This window comes from Kitasatospora sp. NPDC051914 (genome assembly GCF_040680995.1).
In the GTDB taxonomy this organism is placed as follows: domain Bacteria; phylum Actinomycetota; class Actinomycetes; order Streptomycetales; family Streptomycetaceae; genus Kitasatospora.
Window position 1 is genome coordinate 37,971 of the sequence record NZ_JBFAXX010000056.1, and the last position, 18,493, is coordinate 56,463.

15 protein-coding genes and 2 tRNA genes are annotated in these 18,493 nt (G+C 71.0%); 3 read left to right on the plus strand and 14 right to left on the minus strand.

What is annotated here, in order from left to right:
* Positions 1 to 5: 5 nt before the first annotated feature.
* The 4 genes from AB0M03_RS30200 to AB0M03_RS30215 form a co-directional block, all read right to left on the minus strand.
* Positions 6 to 1,328, minus strand: coding sequence for a folylpolyglutamate synthase/dihydrofolate synthase family protein (locus AB0M03_RS30200; protein WP_363497037.1), 1,323 nt, complete (start codon positions 1,326 to 1,328; stop codon positions 6 to 8).
* Positions 1,329 to 1,490: 162 nt separating this feature from the next.
* Positions 1,491 to 4,226, minus strand: a complete 2,736-nt coding sequence (locus tag AB0M03_RS30205) for a penicillin acylase family protein (protein ID WP_363497040.1) — start codon at positions 4,224 to 4,226, stop codon at positions 1,491 to 1,493.
* A 206-nt stretch (positions 4,227 to 4,432) separates the two neighbouring features.
* Positions 4,433 to 4,957, minus strand: coding sequence for a hypothetical protein (locus tag AB0M03_RS30210; protein WP_363497000.1), 525 nt, complete (start codon positions 4,955 to 4,957; stop codon positions 4,433 to 4,435).
* Positions 4,958 to 5,238: 281 nt separating this feature from the next.
* Positions 5,239 to 7,878: a valine--tRNA ligase gene (locus tag AB0M03_RS30215; protein ID WP_363497003.1), complete on the minus strand. Its 2,640-nt coding sequence runs from the start codon at positions 7,876 to 7,878 to the stop codon at positions 5,239 to 5,241.
* Between the two features lie 185 nt (positions 7,879 to 8,063).
* Here AB0M03_RS30215 and AB0M03_RS30220 point away from each other — a divergent pair, with 185 nt between their 5' ends.
* Positions 8,064 to 8,975 (plus strand): hypothetical protein, encoded by a 912-nt coding sequence (locus tag AB0M03_RS30220; RefSeq protein WP_363497006.1) that lies wholly within the window; start codon positions 8,064 to 8,066, stop codon positions 8,973 to 8,975.
* 32 nt (positions 8,976 to 9,007) lie between these two features.
* Positions 9,008 to 9,814 (plus strand): hypothetical protein, encoded by an 807-nt coding sequence (locus AB0M03_RS30225; RefSeq protein WP_363497009.1) that lies wholly within the window; start codon positions 9,008 to 9,010, stop codon positions 9,812 to 9,814.
* Between the two features lie 104 nt (positions 9,815 to 9,918).
* Here the strand turns inward: AB0M03_RS30225 and clpX are convergent, their stop codons facing one another.
* The 5 genes from clpX to AB0M03_RS30250 form a co-directional block, all read right to left on the minus strand.
* On the minus strand, positions 9,919 to 11,205 hold the full coding sequence (gene clpX / locus AB0M03_RS30230) for an ATP-dependent Clp protease ATP-binding subunit ClpX (protein WP_263105397.1): 1,287 nt from the start codon (positions 11,203 to 11,205) through the stop codon (positions 9,919 to 9,921).
* 347 nt (positions 11,206 to 11,552) lie between these two features.
* Positions 11,553 to 12,209 (minus strand): ATP-dependent Clp protease proteolytic subunit, encoded by a 657-nt coding sequence (locus AB0M03_RS30235; RefSeq protein WP_363497013.1) that lies wholly within the window; start codon positions 12,207 to 12,209, stop codon positions 11,553 to 11,555.
* Between the two features lie 50 nt (positions 12,210 to 12,259).
* Complete coding sequence (locus AB0M03_RS30240) at positions 12,260 to 12,889, minus strand: ATP-dependent Clp protease proteolytic subunit (RefSeq protein WP_052390707.1); 630 nt, start codon at positions 12,887 to 12,889, stop codon at positions 12,260 to 12,262.
* A gap of 244 nt (positions 12,890 to 13,133) precedes the next feature.
* Positions 13,134 to 14,525, minus strand: a complete 1,392-nt coding sequence (gene tig, locus AB0M03_RS30245) for a trigger factor (RefSeq protein ID WP_363497016.1) — start codon at positions 14,523 to 14,525, stop codon at positions 13,134 to 13,136.
* A gap of 254 nt (positions 14,526 to 14,779) precedes the next feature.
* A tRNA-Pro gene (locus AB0M03_RS30250) sits at positions 14,780 to 14,853 on the minus strand.
* A gap of 164 nt (positions 14,854 to 15,017) precedes the next feature.
* Between AB0M03_RS30250 and AB0M03_RS30255 the strand changes: the two genes are divergently transcribed.
* Positions 15,018 to 15,091, plus strand: a tRNA-Gly gene (locus tag AB0M03_RS30255).
* 63 nt (positions 15,092 to 15,154) lie between these two features.
* Here the strand turns inward: AB0M03_RS30255 and AB0M03_RS30260 are convergent.
* The 5 genes from AB0M03_RS30260 to AB0M03_RS30280 form a co-directional block, all read right to left on the minus strand.
* On the minus strand, positions 15,155 to 16,309 hold the full coding sequence (locus AB0M03_RS30260) for a site-specific integrase (RefSeq protein WP_363497019.1): 1,155 nt from the start codon (positions 16,307 to 16,309) through the stop codon (positions 15,155 to 15,157).
* Positions 16,309 to 16,518 carry an excisionase family DNA-binding protein gene (locus AB0M03_RS30265; RefSeq protein WP_363497022.1) on the minus strand — a complete coding sequence of 70 codons (210 nt, stop codon included), beginning with the start codon at positions 16,516 to 16,518 and terminating at the stop codon, positions 16,309 to 16,311. Before AB0M03_RS30265 ends, AB0M03_RS30260 begins: the two co-directional genes overlap by 1 nt.
* Complete coding sequence (locus AB0M03_RS30270; RefSeq protein WP_363497043.1) at positions 16,511 to 17,788, minus strand: replication initiator; 1,278 nt, start codon at positions 17,786 to 17,788, stop codon at positions 16,511 to 16,513. Before AB0M03_RS30270 ends, AB0M03_RS30265 begins: the two co-directional genes overlap by 8 nt.
* Before the next feature lie 126 nt (positions 17,789 to 17,914).
* The gene (locus AB0M03_RS30275) at positions 17,915 to 18,088 is read right to left on the minus strand and encodes a hypothetical protein (RefSeq protein ID WP_363497025.1); all 174 of its coding nucleotides are present in this window, start codon (positions 18,086 to 18,088) and stop codon (positions 17,915 to 17,917) included.
* 3 nt (positions 18,089 to 18,091) lie between these two features.
* Positions 18,092 to 18,274 carry a hypothetical protein gene (locus AB0M03_RS30280; protein ID WP_363497028.1) on the minus strand — a complete coding sequence of 61 codons (183 nt, stop codon included), beginning with the start codon at positions 18,272 to 18,274 and terminating at the stop codon, positions 18,092 to 18,094.
* Between the last annotated feature and the right edge of the window lie 219 nt (positions 18,275 to 18,493).

Genomic DNA, 18,493 nt, shown 5'->3' on the forward strand with positions numbered 1-18,493 from the left:
GGTGGCTACTTCCTTCCGAACAGCAGGCGTGCCTCGCCCACCGTGATGACCGAGCCGGTGACCAGGACGCCGGCGCCGCCGAGGTCCTCCTCCTCGGCGAGGGTGACGGCCGCGTCGATGGCGTCGTCCAGCCGGGGCTCGACCTGCACACGATCCTCACCGAAGATCTCCACGGCGAGCGCGGCCAGCTCGTCGACGGGCATCGCGCGGTGGGTGGAGTTCTGGGTGATGACGACCTCGGCGAGGATCGGCTCGAAGACCTCCAGGAGGCCCGAGACGTCCTTGTCGCCGCTGGTGCCGATCACACCGACCAGCTTGGTGAAGCCGAAGGCCTCGCCGATCGCGGCGACGGTGGCCTCGGCGCCGTGCGGGTTGTGCGCGGCGTCCAGGATGACGGTGGGGCTGCGGCGGACGACCTCCAGGCGGCCCGGCGAGGAGACCCCGGAGAACGCCCGGCGGACCTTGTCCGCGTCGAGCTGGCCGCCGCCGGCCGCACCGACGCCGAAGAACGCCTCGACCGCGGCGAGCGCGAGGGCGGCGTTGTGCGCCTGGTAGGCGCCGTGGAGCGGGATGAAGACGTCCTCGTACTCGGCGCCGCCGAGTCCGCGCAGGGTGACCAGCTGGCCGCCGACCGCGACCTCGCGGCGGATCACGCCGAACTCGATGCCCTCGCGGGCGACGGTGGCGTCCACCTCGACGGCGCGCTTGAGGATGGTCTGCGCGGCGTCCAGCTGCTGCTGGGCGACGACGGCGAGCGCGCCCTGCTTGATGATCCCGGACTTCTCCACCGCGATCGCGCCGGGGGTGTCGCCCAGCTTGTCGGTGTGGTCCAGGCCGATCGGGGTGATCACCGCGACGGCGGCGTCGATGACGTTGGTGGCGTCCCAGGAGCCGCCCATGCCGACCTCGACCACGGCGACGTCCACCGGGGCGTCGGCGAAGGCCGCGTACGCCATGCCGGTCAGCACCTCGAAGAAGGACATCGCCACCGGCTGGCTCTCGTCCACCATCCGCACGTAGGGCTCGATGTCGCGGTAGGTCTCGACGAACTTCTCGGCGCTGATCGGCGCGCCGTCCAGGCTGATCCGCTCGGTGACCGACTCGACGTGCGGGCTGGTGTAGCGGCCGGTGCGCAGCTCGAAGGCGCCGAGCAGCTGCTCGACCATGCGGGCGGTCGAGGTCTTGCCGTTGGTGCCGGTGATGTGGATCGACGGGTAGGAGCGCTGGGGCCGGCCCAGGATGTCCATCAGGGCGTCGATCCGGTCGAGCGAGGGCTCCAGCTTGTTCTCGGGCCAGCGGCCGGAGAGTTCGGTCTCCACCGCCCGCAGCTCGGCCTCCGGGCCGGTGGCCCCGGCGTCGGAGGGGCGGGTGGTGTACGGGTTCTGCTCGGCCTTGTCGCTCACGGCCCCAGTCTACGTAGCGTCCCGGGCGTGCCCGGCGCAGGCACCCCGACCCGGCGGACCGGGCCGCGGCGCCTGCGCCGGCGCGGCTCAGCGGTGCGCCGGGAACTGCACGACCTGCTGGTAGGTGGGCCGGTTCTGCCAGGTGGACTTGGGGTCGGTGACCCCGCCGAGCGGGCGCTGGACGATCGAGTCGGCGCACCACTGGTCGCCGGCCGCGCAGTCCGCGTCGCCCGGGTAGACCTGGGCCGGGGTCTGCGCGGCGGCCTTCCTCAGGCTGTCGAGCAGGGCGGTGCGGCAGGCCGCGAGGTCGCCGCCGCCGCAGAACGGGCGGGCGAGCGGCCCGTCCACCGGGTCGCCGAGGACGGACCGCAGGTCCTTGTCGACCCAGCTCCACCAGCCGTACTGGAAGGCCGAGCCCTTGTGCGGGATGGACTCGTTGGCACTGACCGGGCCTCCGGAGGGGCCGGTCTGGCCGCCGGAGGGCGACTCGTTGATCTGCAGGGCGCCGGTGAGCGCGGTGAACAGGGGGTCGCCGAGGCCGGGGCGGAGGACGGCGTCGGCGAGCAGCGGCCACCAGGCGTCCAGGGTGCGGATCGCGTCCGCGTCGGCGTACTTGTGGCTGCCCGGGGAGGTCTCGCGGCGGAGCCCCCCGGCGGTCTTCCAGGCCTCCAGTTTCTGCACGGCGGTGGCGAGCGCGGGGTCGGTGACCGGGGCGCTGCGGATCACCCTGAGCAGTTCGGGCAGCACGTCCTCGGCGCGCAGGTCGGCGAGGGCGGCGGACTCCATGGCCTTGGTGAGGGAGACCCGGCTCGCCTTCCCTCCGCCGGCGATCAGGGCCTTCACCCGGCCGTCGAGCAGGTTGCCGCGGTGCACGGAGCCGTTGCCGAATCCGGCGGCGGCGAAGCCGGCGGCCTGCTTGTTGTTCCAGGAGACGTAGTAGTCCTGGTTGACCGATTGCGGGTGCTCGGCGGGCGGGGTGTACCGGGCGGTGTTGGCGGCGGGGTCGAAGTCCCGCCACTCGTAGGCGGGTTCGGCGCGGACGGGGAGGCCGCCGTCGACGCCGGGGGCGCGCACCGGGTTGGTGCCGGAGTTGTAGTACGCGATGTCCCGGGAGTCCGCGTAGAACCAGTTGAAGGTGTAGTTGATGTTCTGCGCGGCCTGCTGGAAGCTCGCGGCGTCGTGCACGGCGCCGGGGTCGTTGAGCATCTGGAAGCCGATGATGGAGTCGGCCTCGTGGCGGTAGGTGGAGCGCAGCGAGGTGAAGGCGACGGGCCTGCCGCCGACGGTGCCGCGGGCGGTGACCAGGCCGTAGTCGGTGCGGTTCATCACCAGGGTGTAGGAGCCTGCGGCGGTGGAGTCGGCGGTGGTGGGCTTCCAGGCGTTCTTGCGCTCCAGGCGTTCCATGGGCAGGCATCGGCCGCGCGAGAGGTAGTGGTCGGCGGCGAGGGTGGCCGGGCTGCCGTCGGTGGTGCAGAGCGGGACGGCGTAGGTGTCGGTGATGTCCTGGCCGGCCGAGGTGGCGCTCCAGGCGTAGTCCTGGCCGCGGCCGAGCTGCACGTAGAAGCTGAGGCCGGCGAAGGCGGCGCCGCGGGCGCTGATGCCCGGGCCCTGGATCTCCTCCAGCATGAGCAGCTGCGGGGCGAAGTAGCCGGTCTGCGGGCCGAACACGGCGACGGGGTGGCCGTCGTCGGTGTGCGTGCCGGAGACGAGCAGGGCGTTGGACATGCCGTGCTTGGCGGTGAGCAGGTTGCCGGGCAGCAGGCCGGGGGCGGTGGTGGCGGTCTGGGTGCCGGTGCCGGTGGCGTCGTGGACCATCTTCTCGGGGACGACCGAGCCGGGGTCGGGGAGGGCGGTGCCCTGCGGGTCGTCCGGCGGCAGGGCGTACGGGAAGCGCTGCCCGTCGTGCAGGGTGAGGACGGCCTCCGGGTCGTCGGCCTCGCGCAGCGAGGCCCACAGCCGGTCGCCCTCGGCCTGGCCGTAGCGGGCCTCGGCGGCCAGTCTGACCTGGGCGGAGGCGAGTTCGCCGCCGCCGCCGGAGCCGAAGAGGGCGCCGACCACGGAGGCGAGGGCGACCAGGTCGGTGAGCTTGAAGGGCTCGATGCTCCCGGCGTTGGTCACGGCGTCGATGTGGCCGGTGAGGTCGTACTCGCCGGGGAAGTACCGGCCGTTGTAGGCCTCGCGGATGTACTGGTTGATGCCGTCGAGGTAGGCGCCCGCGTCGGCGAGGGCCTGCCGGGCGCGGTCGCCCCGGCCGGCGATGGCGTCGATCTGCCGCTGGAGTTCGTCCTCGGTGTAGGGGGCGGCCTGCCAGAAGCTCTGTTCCAGCTGCCGGTTGGCGGCGGCGCCGCCGGCGAAGCCGGAGAGCTGTCCGCGGCCGACGTGCCGGAAGAGGTCCATCACCCAGAGCCGGTCCTGGGCGGCGGCGTAGCCCGCGCCGAACTCGGTGCCGTAGCGGGTGGTGCCGGTGATGTGGGGGACGCCGGTGGCCTTGTCGCGGACGATGGCGACGTCGGCGCGCGGGCGGCTGGTGGAGGCGACCTGGTCGGCGGGGACGCCGAAGGAGGCGTCGTTGAAGAAGTTCCGCAGCTGGGCCTCGGTCAGTTGCGGGAAGGCGCCGGCGAGGTTGCCGTAGGGGCCGAGCTGGTCGTCGGTGTGGGCGGGGCGGGAGCCGAAGACCTTGTTGAGCAGGATCTCGGAGAGGGTGGCATTGCCGTTCTCGCCGGGCGGCAGGATGTCCAGGCACTTTCCGGCGCAGTAGTCGTTGGTGGCGGCGGTGGGGGCGGCCGCGGCGGTGGGGGCCGCGGTGGGGGCGAAGACGGCCAGCAGGGCCGCCGCAAGGGTGGCGGCGGCGAATCTGCGCGGGTGGGGGCGTCGTTGCAAACCGGCTCCTCGGTCGAGTTGCGGATGCATTGCGGTACTCGACGGTAGGACCGTTGCTGACACTCTGCCTAGTAGCGTGCATGCCACGACCCGCTTGCGGACATGAGGCTTTGCACGTGTTTTACGCCTCCGCCCTGCGCCCCGGCGGGTCAGGCGTGCCGGGCCCCGGGCACCTGGGCGGTGCGGCCGCCGTGCCGGCGGCGGAGCTCGGCCGCGATCTCGGCGCTCTCGCCCTCGGGCAGCAGCGGCAGCATCATGGCGACGGCCTGGAGCAGCCCGCCGACCAGGTAGGTGGTGTCGGGGGTGGCGGCGACCAGGGCGCGGACGGCCGCCACGTCACCGGCGTCGACGGCCTCGATCAGCCTGGCCGGGTCGGCGGCCTCCTCGTCCAGCAGCACGCCGGAGGCGTCGGCGGGGGCGCGCCGGGCGAGCCCGCGCAGCACCCGGTCTGCGGCCTCGGGCGCGTACGCCTTGCGGACGGCCTCGGCCGCGATCCACACCAGCAGGGTGGTGACTTCGCGTTCGACGCGGTCGGCGAAGAGACGGTCCAACTGCTCGTCGAAGGACAGCTGGTTCCCGTGCCGGAATGCCAGAAGCAGAGCCGCCGCCCGGGCCTTTGCCGCCTCAACCTCGTGCTGTGGCAGTTCGTCGGCCAACTCCCTGGTCGCCGTCATGACGTGCCCTCCCGTCAGTCTCACACCCGAATGGGGACATCTGCACACCGTACACATCCCAACTCCGAACACCGGCGGAACGCGCGCACGCAGAAACGGTGATAAATCGGCAGGACATCGGTCACGGCGATTCACCGGGCCGACCTCGGTCGCACACGATGAAATACCGCCGAACGGACTATCAAGAACCCGCGCCGATATACCGAATGGCCCAATTCGGAACCCGGAAAACGCGGGAGGGCCGCACCCCGTGCGGGGTGCGGCCCTCCTCGTGCCGTGCGTCAGGCCTGCGGCAGGGCGGCCAGCTGGGCGGTGATCCGGGCGATGTCGGCCTCGGCGGCCTCCTGGCGGCCACGGATCTTGGCGACCACCTCGTCCGGCGCCTTGGCGAGGAAGGCCTCGTTGCCGAGCTTGGCGGTGGTCTGCGCCTTCTCCTTCTCGGCCGCGGCGAGGTCCTTCTGCAGGCGCTTGCGCTCGGCCGCCACGTCGATGGTGCCGGAGAGGTCCAGCGCGACGGTGGCACCGGCGACCGGCAGCGAGGCGGTGGCCCCGAAACCCTCCTCCGGCTCGGTCAGGCGCAGCAGCGAGCGGATCGCGGCCTCGTGCGGCACCAGGACGGTGCCCGCCAGGTCGAGCTTGGCCGGGACGCGCTGGCTCGGCCGCAGGCCCTGGTCGTTGCGGAACCGGCGGACCTCGGTGACCACCTGCTGGAGCGTGGCGATCTCGGCCTCGGCGTCCGCGTCCCGGTAGCCGCTGTCCTTCGGCCACTCTGCAACGACCACCGACTCGGCGCCGGTGAGCGTCGTCCACAGGGCGTCGGTGACGAACGGGACGATCGGGTGCAGCAGGCGCAGTGTGACGTCCAGGACCTCGCCGAGCACCCGGCGGGAGGCGTCGGCCTGCGGGCCGCCGGCCGCCAGGGTGGTCTTGGAGAGCTCGACGTACCAGTCGAACACCTCGTCCCACGCGAAGTGGAAGAGGGCGTCCGACAGCTTGGCGAACTGGTAGTCGTCGTACAGCGCGTCGGCCTCGGCGACGGCGGCGTTGAGGCGGGAGAGGATCCAGCGGTCGGCGGCCGTCAGGTCCTCCGGCCCCGGCAGCGGGCCCTCGACCGTCGCGCCGTTCATCAGTGCGAAGCGGGTGGCGTTCCAGATCTTGTTGCAGAAGTTGCGCGAGCCCTGGACCCAGCTCTCGCCGATCGGCACGTCGGCGCCGGGGTTGGCGCCGCGGGCCAGGGTGAAGCGGACGGCGTCGGCGCCGTAGGAGTCCATCCAGTCCAGCGGGTCGACGACGTTGCCGAAGGACTTCGACATCTTCTTGCCGAACTCGTCGCGGACCAGGCCGGTCAGCGCGATGGTGTGGAACGGCGGGGTGCCGTCCATCGCGTACAGGCCGAACATCATCATCCGGGCGACCCAGAAGAAGATGATGTCGTGGCCGGTCAGCAGGACGTCGGTCGGGTAGAACTTCTCGAGGTCCGGGGTCTTCTCCGGCCAGCCGAGGGTGGAGAACGGCCACAGGCCGCTGGAGAACCAGGTGTCCAGGACGTCGGTGTCCTGCGTCCAGCCCTCGCCGGTGGGCGGCTCCTCGTTCGGGCCCACGCAGACGACCTCGCCGTCCGGGCCGTACCAGACCGGGATGCGGTGGCCCCACCAGAGCTGGCGCGAGATGCACCAGTCGTGCATGTTGTCGACCCAGTTGAAGTAGCGGTTCTCCAGCTCCTTCGGGTGGATCTGGACCCGGCCGTCGCGGACGGCGTCGCCGGCGGCCTGCGCGAGCGGGCCGACCTTGACCCACCACTGCAGCGACAGGCGCGGCTCGACCACGGTCTTGCAGCGCGAGCAGTGGCCGACGGCGTGCATGTACGGGCGCTTCTCACCGACGATGCGCCCCTCGGAGCGCAGCGCGCCGACCACGGCGGAGCGGGCCTCGAAGCGGTCCAGGCCGAGGAACGGGCCGTGCACGGTGATCACACCGCGCTCGTCCATCACGGTCAGGGACTCCAGGCCGTGCCGCTGGCCGATGGCGAAGTCGTTCGGGTCGTGGGCCGGCGTCACCTTGACGGCACCGGTGCCGAACTCCGGGTCCACGTGTTCGTCGGCGACGACCGGGATCCGGCGGTCCGTCAGCGGCAGCTTGATGGTGCGGCCGACCAGGTGCTTGTAGCGCTCGTCGTCCGGGTGGACGGCGACCGCGGTGTCGCCCAGCATCGTCTCGGCGCGGGTGGTGGCGACCACGATCGACTCGTCGCCCTCGCCGTAGCGGATGGAGACCAGCTCGCCCGGCACCTCGTCGTGCTCGACCTCGATGTCGGAGAGCGCGGTGAGGCAGCGCGGGCACCAGTTGATGATGCGCTCGGCGCGGTAGATCAGGCCGTCGTCGAAGAGCTTCTTGAAGATGGTCTGGACGGCCTGCGACAGGCCCTCGTCCATGGTGAAGCGCTCGCGCGACCAGTCGACGCCGTCGCCGAGGCGGCGCATCTGGCCGAGGATCTTGCCGCCGTAGTTCTCCTTCCACTCCCAGACCTTCTCGACGAAGGCCTCGCGGCCCAGGTCGTGCCGGGACAGGCCGGACTCGGCGAGCTGCTGCTCGACCTTGTTCTGGGTGGCGATGCCGGCGTGGTCCATGCCGGGCAGCCAGAGCGCCTCGAAGCCGAGCATCCGCTTGCGGCGGGTCAGCGCGTCCATCAGCGTGTGCTGGAAGGCGTGGCCGAGGTGCAGCGCACCGGTCACGTTCGGCGGCGGGATGACGATGGTGTAGGCGGGCTTGTCGCTCTTCGCGTCGGCGCCGAAGTAACCCCGCTCCACCCAGCGCTCGTACAGCTCGCCCTCTACCTCGGCCGGGGCGTAGGTCGTCGGGAGGGTGGCTGCGTCGTCCCCGGGGTAAGAGCTCTCGGGGCGCTGGTTCGTCGTGTCGGTCACGACGCACAGTTTACGTAAGAGGGGGGCGCCGTTACGAACCACTTGCCGTGCGGACCACCCCGGCGGGTGCCGACGGCCGTGCGGTAGCGTGCCCGGATACTCGCGCGGGGAACCGTGCGGGTACTGACGAGGAGTACGCCGAGAAGCAGGCCGCGGAACGCCGTGGCGGGGGAGACCGATTTTCCATGTACGGCCAGGGTCAGCAGTATCCGCAGGGTCAGCCGCAGCAGCCGTACGGCCAGCCGCCCCAGTACGGCGGCGCGCCGCAGCCGCCCGCGTACGGCGCACCGCAGCCGCCGCAGTACGGCTACCCCCAGCAGCAGCCCGCCCCGCCGTACGGCGCCCAGCCCGGCTACCCGGGCGCCCCGGTGCCCGGCCAGCAGCCCTACGGCTCCCCCGGCGGCTACCCGCCGCCCACCCCGCGGAAGAGCAACAACGGCCTGGTCATCGGCCTGGTGATCGGCGCCGTGGTGCTGATCGGCGGCGGCCTCGCCGTCTGGGGCCTGTCCGGCAAGGACGGCTCGGGCGGCGGCAGCACGGGCAGCACCACTGGGGGCGGCGGCACCACGGCCTCGGCCGCGTACAAGCTCGAACTGCCGGCCGCCCTGCCGGACGGCCACACCCAGAAGAGCGCCACCTCGGCACCGGCCACCCCCGGCCCGGACGGCCAGAAGCCGGCCTGCACCGACGGCACCGCCGTGGCCGGCAGCTACACCAAGAACCAGACGTCGATGGTGCAGGTGATCGGCTGCTACGGCGCCGTCGCCAGCCCGGACCTCGTGCTGGCCCTGGTGGAGACGGAGGCCGTCAAGCCCAAGACGATCTCGGGCACCACCATCACCGCCACCTGGCGGACCCGGCCCACCGAGTTCCCGGCGGGCACCGGCGGCGCGCCCGGCGCCAAGCTCAAGTGCGGGGTGCTGAGCACCTCGGCCACCAAGACCACCGGCGGCAACACGATCTGCATCTGGGCGGACCGCTCGACCGCGGTGGAGGTGATCTTCGCCGACCTCGGCCTGACCGGGAAGCCCGTCACCCCGGCGGAGGCAGCAGAGAAGACCAAGGCCATCCGCGCGGTCGTCGAAGTGAAGAAGTAGCCAGGGCCCCACCTCCGTCGAAAGGACGTCCGGTGTCCGAGCAGAATCCGCACGGCGGTCCCCCGCCCGCTTCCCAGCCCTACGGCGCACCGCCCCAGCCGCCCGGCCCGCCGGGCTTCGGCCCGCCGCAGCCGCCCGCCTACGGCTACCCGCAGCAGCCGGCGCCCTACGGCGGCCAGCCCGCCGGCTACGGCGTCCCCGCCCAGCAGCCCTGGGGCGGCGGGATCGTGCCGCAGCCGCAGAAGTCCCGCAAGGGCCTGTGGATCGTGCTCGGCTGCGTCGGCGGCGCCATCCTGCTCGGCGGCGGCCTGCTCGGCTACTTCGTCTATGACGTGACGTCAAAGACCGACAAGTACCGGATCTCCCTGCCGAGCTCCTTCCAGGGGCTGCCCCGCGAGGACTCCAACCCGCTCGCGCAGAAGCTGGAGTCCGGGCTGAACGACTCCCTCGGCAAGGGCGAGAACGCCTGGTCGCCGACGCCGGTCAGCACCGTCTACACCGACCGGCAGACGGTGGTCGCGGTCTTCGGCGGCTACGGCACCGTGCTGGCCCCGAACTCCCAGATCGACGACTTCTTCAAGAACTTCGAGGAGGGCGCGCGCAGCCAGGGCACCACCTTCAGCGGCCGTCGGGACTTCGACGCGGGGCCGCTCGGCGGGCGCCTGACCTGCGAGGTCATGCACGCCCCGACCGAGGACGACAGCCTGTGCGCCTGGGCGGACGGCTCCACCTTCGTCGCCGTGCTCACCGGCGAGGTGGACCAGGACTCCGAAGTCGACCTGGACGAGGCCGCGACCTCCGCCCGCGAACTGCGCCGCATCGCCGAGGTGCCGAAGTAGCGTCCGGCACTTGATGCCGGGTCCTGCTCCGGGCCCGCGACACGGCGAAGGCCCTGCACCGCTTCCGGGTGCAGGGCCTTCGCCGTCCGTCGTGGGGAGGAGCGTCAGGCGCTCTTCTCCCGGCGCTCACGCTTGATCATGTCGCGCGGCACGAGGGTCGGGATGGCGTGCTTGGAGACGACGTCCCCGGTCACCACCACGCGGGCGACGTCCTGGCGCGAGGGAACCTCGTACATCACGGACATCAGCACCTCCTCCATGATCGCGCGCAGGCCGCGGGCGCCGGTGCCGCGCAGGATCGCCTGGTCGGCGATGGCCTCCAGCGCGTCCCGGGTGAACTCCAGCTCCACGCCGTCCAGCTCGAAGAGCTTGCGGTACTGCTTGACCAGCGCGTTCTTCGGCTCGGTGAGGATCTGCAGCAGCGCCTCGCGGTCCAGGTTGTGCACGCTGGTGATCACGGGCAGACGGCCGATGAACTCGGGGATCATGCCGAACTTCACGAGGTCTTCCGGCATGACCTGGCGGAAGTGGTCGCTGGCGTCCGACTCCCGCTTGGAGCGGATGGTCGCGCCGAAGCCGATGCCCTTGGCGCCGGCCCGGCCCTCGATGATCCGCTCCAGACCCGCGAACGCACCGCCGACGATGAACAGCACGTTGGTGGTGTCGATCTGGATGAACTCCTGGTGCGGGTGCTTGCGCCCACCCTGCGGCGGCACCGAGGCGGTGGTGCCCTCCAGGATCTTCAGCAGCGCCTGCTGCACGCCCTCGCCGGAGACGTCACGCGTGATCGACGGGTTCTCGCTCTTGCGGGCGACCTTGTCGATCTCGTCGATGTAGATGATCCCGGTCTCGGCCTTCTTGACGTCGTAGTCCGCCGCCTGGATCAGCTTGAGCAGGATGTTCTCGACGTCCTCGCCGACGTAGCCGGCCTCGGTCAGCGCGGTGGCGTCCGCGATCGCGAAGGGCACGTTCAGCATCCGGGCCAGCGTCTGCGCCAGCAGCGTCTTGCCGGAGCCCGTCGGGCCGAGCAGCAGGATGTTGGACTTGGCCAGCTCGATGGCGTCCTCGCGGCCGTTGCCGGCCCGGCCGTTCTCACCGGCCTGGACGCGCTTGTAGTGGTTGTAGACCGCGACGGACAGCGCCTTCTTCGCGAGGTCCTGGCCCACCACGTACTGGTCGAGGAACTCGTAGATCTCGCGGGGCTTCGGCAGCTCCTCGAAACGGACCTCCGAGGACTCGGCGAGCTCCTCCTCGATGATCTCGTTGCAGAGGTCGATGCACTCGTCGCAGATGTAGACGCCAGGCCCGGCGATCAGCTTCTTCACCTGCTTCTGCGACTTGCCGCAGAACGAGCACTTGAGCAGGTCGCCACCGTCTCCGATGCGTGCCACGAGGTGCTTCCCCTTCGCCAGGGGCCCCGCAGCGGTCCGGGGCCTGGTGCTGTGGACCGGCTGCGCCGTCGGCGGTCGGTCTCGCTATCCGACGGTACTCTGCCGAGCCGGAGATTCCGCCGACTTCGACAGCTCTGCCCTACGCCCTGGGCGAATTGATACCGAACAGAAGCCGTCTCACGGGCATGCGCCCACATGCATTGTGCCCGCCCGGCCGCCTCGACCGGAACGGATCGGGGCGGGGCGTACGTCACTGTCGCGCCCCCGCGCCCCACCGGGCGCTCCCGCACCGGTGGTCCGCGGCGGCCGACAGCCCGCACGGCCCGCCCCCCGAAGCCGCGAAGGGCTCAGCCCGTCAGCGAGGACTTGCGGGTCGAGATGATCTGGTCGATCAGCCCGTACTCCAGCGCCTCCTCGGCGGTCAGGATCTTGTCGCGCTCGATGTCGTCGCGGACGGTCTCGACCGGCTTGTTGGAGTGCTTGGCCAGCATCTCCTCCAGCTGCTCGCGCATCCGGAAGATCTCCTTGGCCTGGATCTCCAGGTCGGACACCTGGCCGCGGCCGGTCTCGGTGTACGGCTGGTGGATCAGGATGCGCGCGTTCGGCAGCGCCATCCGCTTGCCGGGGGTGCCGGCCGCCAGCAGCACGGCCGCGGCGGAGGCCGCCTGGCCCATGCAGACGGTGGTGATGTCCGGCTTCACGTACTGCATGGTGTCGTAGATGGCCGTCAGCGCGGTGAACGAGCCGCCGGGCGAGTTGATGTACATCTGGATCTCGCGGTCCGGGTCCATCGACTCCAGGCACAGCAGCTGGGCCATGATGTCGTTGGCCGAGACGTCGTCCACCTGCGAGCCGAGGAAGATGATGCGCTCCTCGAACAGCTTGGCGTACGGGTCGTACTCGCGGATGCCCTGGGAGGTGCGCTCGACGAAGCGCGGCACGATGTAGCGGCCCTCGGCGCGGGGGCCCTCGAACTCGCCGCGCGGCGTGTAGGGAGTGTTCATGGGGTGTTCGGTCCTCCGAAGCGTGCGGTCTGGAAGTCTGGGGCCGGCCGTCAGGCGGTGAAGCCTGCGCCGGTGCCGCCGCCGCCGGGGACGTCCGCGGCGCTGTGCATGATCTCGTCGATGAGGCCGTACGCCTTGGCCTCCTCCGGGGTGAACCAGCGGTCGCGGTCGGAGTCAGCGGTGATCTGGTCGAAGCTCTGGCCGCTGTGGAAGGCGATCAGCTCGGACATCCGCTTCTTGGTGCGCAGGAGCTGCTCGGCCTGGATCCGGATGTCGGAGGCCGAACCGCCGAGACCGGCGGAGGGCTGGTGCATCAGGATGTTGGCGTTGGGCAGCGAGAAGCGCTTGCCCTTGGCGCCGGCGGTCAGCAGGAACTGGCCCATCGAGGCCGCCATGCCCATCGCGATGGTCACCACGTCGTTCTTGATGTACTGCATGGTGTCGTAGATCGCCATGCCCGCCGAGATCGAGCCGCCGGGCGAGTTGATGTACAGGAAGATGTCCTTCTCCGGGTCGGCGGCCAGGAGGAGGAGCTGGGCGGTGATCTTGTTGGCGATGTCGTCGTCGACCTGCTGGCCGAGGAAGATGATGCGCTCGTTGAGCAGCCGGTTGTAGACCTGGTCGCCCAGGCCGCCGAGCACGTCACCGGCGGCGGCGCGCGGCGCCGTCAGGCCATCCATCTGCATCTGCGGGAACGTCACTTAGCCACCTGCTCAGTCGATCTGCGTGTGTGTCGCTGTCCACCGACCCTAACGCGCAGGCCGCGGCTCAGAATCCCCCACGCAGAACTGTTCGCTGTGAGCGCAGGGTGTGCGCGGAAATGCGGAGACCGCCCCGAGCCCGTCGAGGGGCGAGCGGGCGGGAACGCGGCAGTGGCCCGGACACCTCACGGTGTCCGGGCCACTGCTCTCGGCGGGCGGAGGATCAGGCCTCGGTGGCCTCGTCCGCGACCTCGACGGTCTCGACGGCGTCGGTGGCTTCGGTCTCGTCCTCGTCGTCCTCGAAGGAGACGGTCTCACCGTTGCTGTCGGTGACGGTGGCGGCCTCGACGACCAGCGCCAGCGCCTTGCCGCGGGCGACCTCGCCGACCAGCAGCGGAACCTGGCCGCCCTGGACGATCTGCTGGGCGAACTGGTCCGGGGTGAGGCCGGAGCCGGCGGCGCGGCGGATGAGGTGCTCGGTCAGCTCCTCCTGGCTGACGTTGAGCTCCTCCTTCGCCACGATCTCGTCCAGGACGAACTGGGTCTTGATGCCCTTCTTCGCCTGGTCCGCGGTCTCCGTCTCGTAGTCCTCGACGGACTTGTCCTGGGTGGCCAGGTAGGACTCGAGGGTCAGGCCCATGGGCTCGAGCTGGTGGTGCTCGAGGTTGTGCTTGCGGGTCTCGACCTCGTCCTTGAGGAGCTTCTCCGGGTACTCCATCTCGACCCGGGTCAGCAGCTCGTCCAGGACCTTCTCCTGGGCCTGGGTGGCCTGGTCGAACTCCTTCATGCGCTCGAGGCGCTTGCGGGAGTCGGCCTTGAGCTCGTCCAGGGTGTCGAACTCGCTCGCCAGCTGGGCGAACTCGTCGTCGAGCTCGGGGAGCTCCTTCTCCTGGACGGCGGTCACGGTGACCGTGACCTCCGAGCTCTTGCCGGCCTGGGTGCCGCCCTTGAGCTCGGTGGTGAAGGTCTTGGACTCACCGGCGGACAGGCCGATCACGGCGTCGTCGATGCCGTCCAGCAGGCGGCCGGAGCCGATCTCGTAGCTGACGCCGGACGCGGTGCCGTCCTCCGGCACCTCGCCGTCGACCTTGGCCTCCAGGTCGACGACCACGACGTCGCCGGCGGCGGCGGCGCGCTCGACGTCCTTCACGGAGGAGAAGCGCTCACGGAGCTGCTCCAGCGACTTGTCGACGTCCTCGTCGGACACCGAGACGGCATCGACGGTGACCGAGATCTCCGAGAAGTCCGGCAGGGTGATCTCCGGGCGGACGTCCACCTCGGCGGTGAACTTCAGGTCGCCACCGTCGGCGATCCGCTCGACACCCTCGATGTCGGTGATCTCGGGCTGGCCGAGGACCTCGATCTTGCCCTCGTCGACGGCCTGCGTGTAGAAGCGCGGCAGGGCGTCGTTGACGGCCTCCTCCAGCACCGCGGCACGGCCGAAGCGCTGGTCGATGACGCGAGCCGGGATCTTGCCCTTGCGGAAGCCCGGAACCGTGACCTGCTGGTTGATCTTCTTGTACGCCGCGTCGAGGCTGGGCTTGAGCTCCTCGAAGGGCACCTCGACGGTGAGTCGAACCCGGGTCGGGTTCAGAGTCTCGACGGCGCTCTTCACGGTTTGGTCTCCTATGGGCTTGCGGTCAGGTTGTCTCCGCCCGACGTCTCGGCCGGACGGCCGGTCGGGCGAGACGGGCGATGGGCGATTGGGGCTGCATCTCCCGTACGGGGGTGGACGGTGAGCGTGACTCCTCGCCCTCGTGCGGCTTCGGCCCGTGTGCATGCCACAGGAACTGCCGCCATCGGCCCATCCTACCGGTACCACGAAAGCAACAGGGCCCCGCCCGTCTGACGAGACCCTGCCGACAACTGTCGGGGTGACCGGATTCGAACCGACGGCCTTCCGCTCCCAAAGCGGACGCGCTACCAAACTGCGCCACACCCCGTAGTGCCAAAGAGAGAGTACACGCCGGTCCGGGCCCCCTCGCCGCAATATCGGCGGGCACCTGAACGAAAGCGGTGTGCATTCGGCCGACCCGACCAGGTAGGCTGGCCACCGTCCCCGAGGCGACCACCGCATCGAGGGGCGACGTGCCGTCAACGCACGTACGCGGGCGTAGCTCAATGGTAGAGCCCCAGTCTTCCAAACTGGCCACGCGGGTTCGATTCCCGTCGCCCGCTCCAACGTCAAGGCCCCAGCTCAGCGACATGATCGCAGAGCTGGGGCCTTCGTCGTCTGAGGCGATTTCAGGGCGTCGTGCCCCTCGCGTGCCCCTTCGGATCGGTCGTGCCCTTTCGTGCCCTCGGACGGGCCTTGTTCACGAGTTCGCTGACCGCCCGGGCGATCGAGCGCTCGCGCTCCGCCGTGGCGTGCTGATAGATCAACGCGGCCCGCGCGGTGCTGTGGCCCATCCTCGCCATGAGCTCCCGGGTGCTGGCCCCGGTCGAGGCGGCGAGTGTGTTCCCGGTGTGCCGGAGATCGTGGAAGCGAAGACCGCTCACACCCGCCCCGGCGCACGCCCTCCGCCAGAGCCGGTTGAAGTGGTTCCGCCGCGGCATGACGCCCGTGGGTCCGACGAACACCTTCCCGTCGCTCCCCTGCTCGGCGAAGAGGTCCAGGTGCCGCCTCACCTCGGCGAGGATCACCTCGGGAATCGCCACCGTCCGGACGCCGGCCGCGGTCTTGGGCAGCTTGGTGATCCGCTCCCCGTTCGGCAGCTCAGCCACGGACTGGCGGACCCGGAGCGTGCCGAGACCCGGGTCGACGTCCCGCCTGCTCAGCCCCAGCAGCTCGCCCCACCGCAGTCCGCAGAAGGCGGCGAGCAGCACGAGCACCCGGTACCGCTCCCCGATCTGCCCGGCGACGGCATAGACCTCGACAACCGTGGCGATCGGCCGCTCCGGGGTCTCCTCCTTGCTGCCTCCCTTGATCTGGCACGGGTTGCGCCGGATCAGCCGGTCGGCGACGGCGGTGTTCAGCACGGCCCGCAGCAGGGCGTACGACTTGGCCACCGTCGAGGCCCCGACGCCGGCGGACAGTCGGGCGGCGCGCCAGGCCCGGACGGCGGCCGGGGTGATGTCGGCGACGGGAGTCCGTCCGAAAGTGGGCGCCAGGTGGAGGCGGAGCAGCGTCTCGTACAACTGGACCGTGCGCACCCCGAGCCCGCGTTCGGCGATCCAGGCTTGGGCGAACGCACCGAAGGCGATCTTCCCGGCATCAGGGTCGGACCACTCCCCCGCCCGCAGTTCGGTCTGTGTGGCGGCGAGCCAGTCATCGGCCTTCCGCTTGGTGTCGAAGGTCTCCGGGGCAGCACGGAGGATGCCATCCGGTCCGATGTAGCGAGCCTGCCAGCGGCCCGAGGGCAGCTTGCGGACCCGGCCGAAGGCACGGCGGCCGGCCATCAGGCAGCCACCCCCAGCCGGGCGCGACGGACGGTCGGGCGGACGGTGCCCGCTTCGATGAAGGCAGCCAGGACCGACGCCTTGATCCGGACGTGCCGGCCGACCTTCACGTACTCGATGCGCCGCTCCTCGATCAGGCGCCGCGGGAAGCGCACCGTGGTCCCGAGGACGTCGGCCACTTCCTCGACGCTCAGCAGCTGGTCAGCCATGGGTCGGTTCTCCTTCCGTTCCGGGTGCGGGTTGCAGTGCTTGGGCGAGCCAGGCCTCTCCCCTGGTCAGGCCGGTGCCGGCAAAAGCCCAGTGGGAGAGGACGAGGGTGGTCTCCTCGCCGTCCTGGGCGTCCGGGCCGTGGAGGTGTTCGAGGGCTTGGGCGCGGCGCCAGGCGGCGCGGGCGTCGCGGAGTGCGCCGAGGGTGGTGGAGTAGCGGCGGGTTTTGGTGGAGAAGTGGCCGCGGAAGCCGAGCATGTGGGCCCAGGCGCGGAGGCGGAGGTCGGCGAGTTCGGGGCGGTTGCCGAGGGTCCAGCAGGTGCGGATGAGGCGGCGGGCGTGGTCGGGGATGTCGAGGTGGGTGATCTCGGCGATCAGGCGGACGGGGCGGTCGAGGGTGCCGGTGGCGGTCTCGGCGCCCTTGGTGGCGTATTTGGCGATGTAGGCGGCGACGGCGCGTTCGGTGATCTGGACGGGGCCGGTGAAGTCGGCGCTGCGGATGGTGCGGATGTCGAGCTGGCGGCCGAAGGCGAAGCGGTGCTCGCGGCCGTCGATCAGGGGGCCGGGGATGTCGGTGCGGCGGGTGGCAGCCCGAATCGCGTCGGTCAGCAGGTCGGGCGTGGCCCAGTCCGGGGGTGGGGTGTCGCCGCCGTCGGGGCCGTCGAGGCGGATCACGGCGTGGAAGTGGATCGCGCCGCGCTTTTGGTACTCGGCGACCTTCCCGAAGGAGATCCGGGCGTGCTCGCGGAACTCCCGTTGGGTGAGTCCGGCGCGCTTGGCGATCTCGCGGCGCAGGTGGATGGAGAAGCGGGCCCAGAGCTTGCCGGCGTGGGCGTTCCACAGCACCGCCCGCTGGTAGTCGTAGCGGTCCGGGTCGAAGGATGAACCGAGGGCCGGGTCGTCGGCCGGATGCTCGGTGCCGCAGCGGCAGCGGCCGGCGGTGGGCCGGTTGTGGACGGGGCCGAAACTGGGCGCGGTGAAGGTGGCGAACACCCGCGGATGGGTCGCCACGGTGGCCGGGGTGCCCTTACCGCCGGTCAGCCCGGCGGTGATCAGGTGGTAGGTGTCGCGGCGGTAGGTCTCCGCGCAGGACGCGCACCGGGTGACCCGCCGGTTGCCGCAGCGCAGCAGCAGGCTCCCGGCGGGCAGCTCGGACGACTCCAGGTGGTGCAGGACCTCACCGGCGGTGTTGGTCTCGGTGCGCCAGCCGGTGAGCCGGATCGGTGTGGTGCAGCCGGCGAGCCCGGAGAGCTGTCGCATCAGGGCGGGCATGGTGCCGAGTCGGGCGAGGCCGAGGAGATCGGCGACCGGGGGTAAGGCGGTGGCGGTCAAGGGGGTCACCTCCGGTGGGGTGCCGGCCCCGAAGCCGGGTGGTGGGTGGCTTCGGGGCTGGGCGGGTCAGGACGGGTCGGGTGCGGGATTGGTGTGCTGGTCGGTCCAGGTCTCGGCGCAGACCTTGTGGACGGGCTTTCCGCGGTCGGAGCGCAGGTTGGTGGGCCGCTGGCAGACGCCGCAGGGGGCGGGCTTGTTGTCCCAGTGCCGGGAGTCGCGCCAGTCGAGGAGCGCGCCCACGTCTCAGGCCCGGGCGGCGACGGGGCGGCGGGCGGGCAGGTGGCCGGTGCCCTGGCAGGTGCGGCAGTCGGCGGTGATCGTCACGCGGGTGCCGTCCAGGTGCCGGGTGCCGGTGGCGATGGCGGCGCGGGCGAAGCCGTCGCAGTCGGGGCAGATTCGGGCCTGGTCGTGGGCGTGCTGGGGCATGATGAAGGTCTCCTTCGTGGGCTTTGGTTCGTGGAGGGGTTGCGGTCCCCGGGGCGGGATGCTTGGCGGCTTTGCCGTCCCGGGGACTGGTCTCGTTAGCGGCTCGTCGACGATCTCTGGCCAGCTAGGGCCTGTTGCGAAAGTGGATCAAGGTCGTAGATGATCACGGTCTGTGGGACGTGGTGATCTGACGAACAGCCAGTGGGAGCGGCTGGAGCC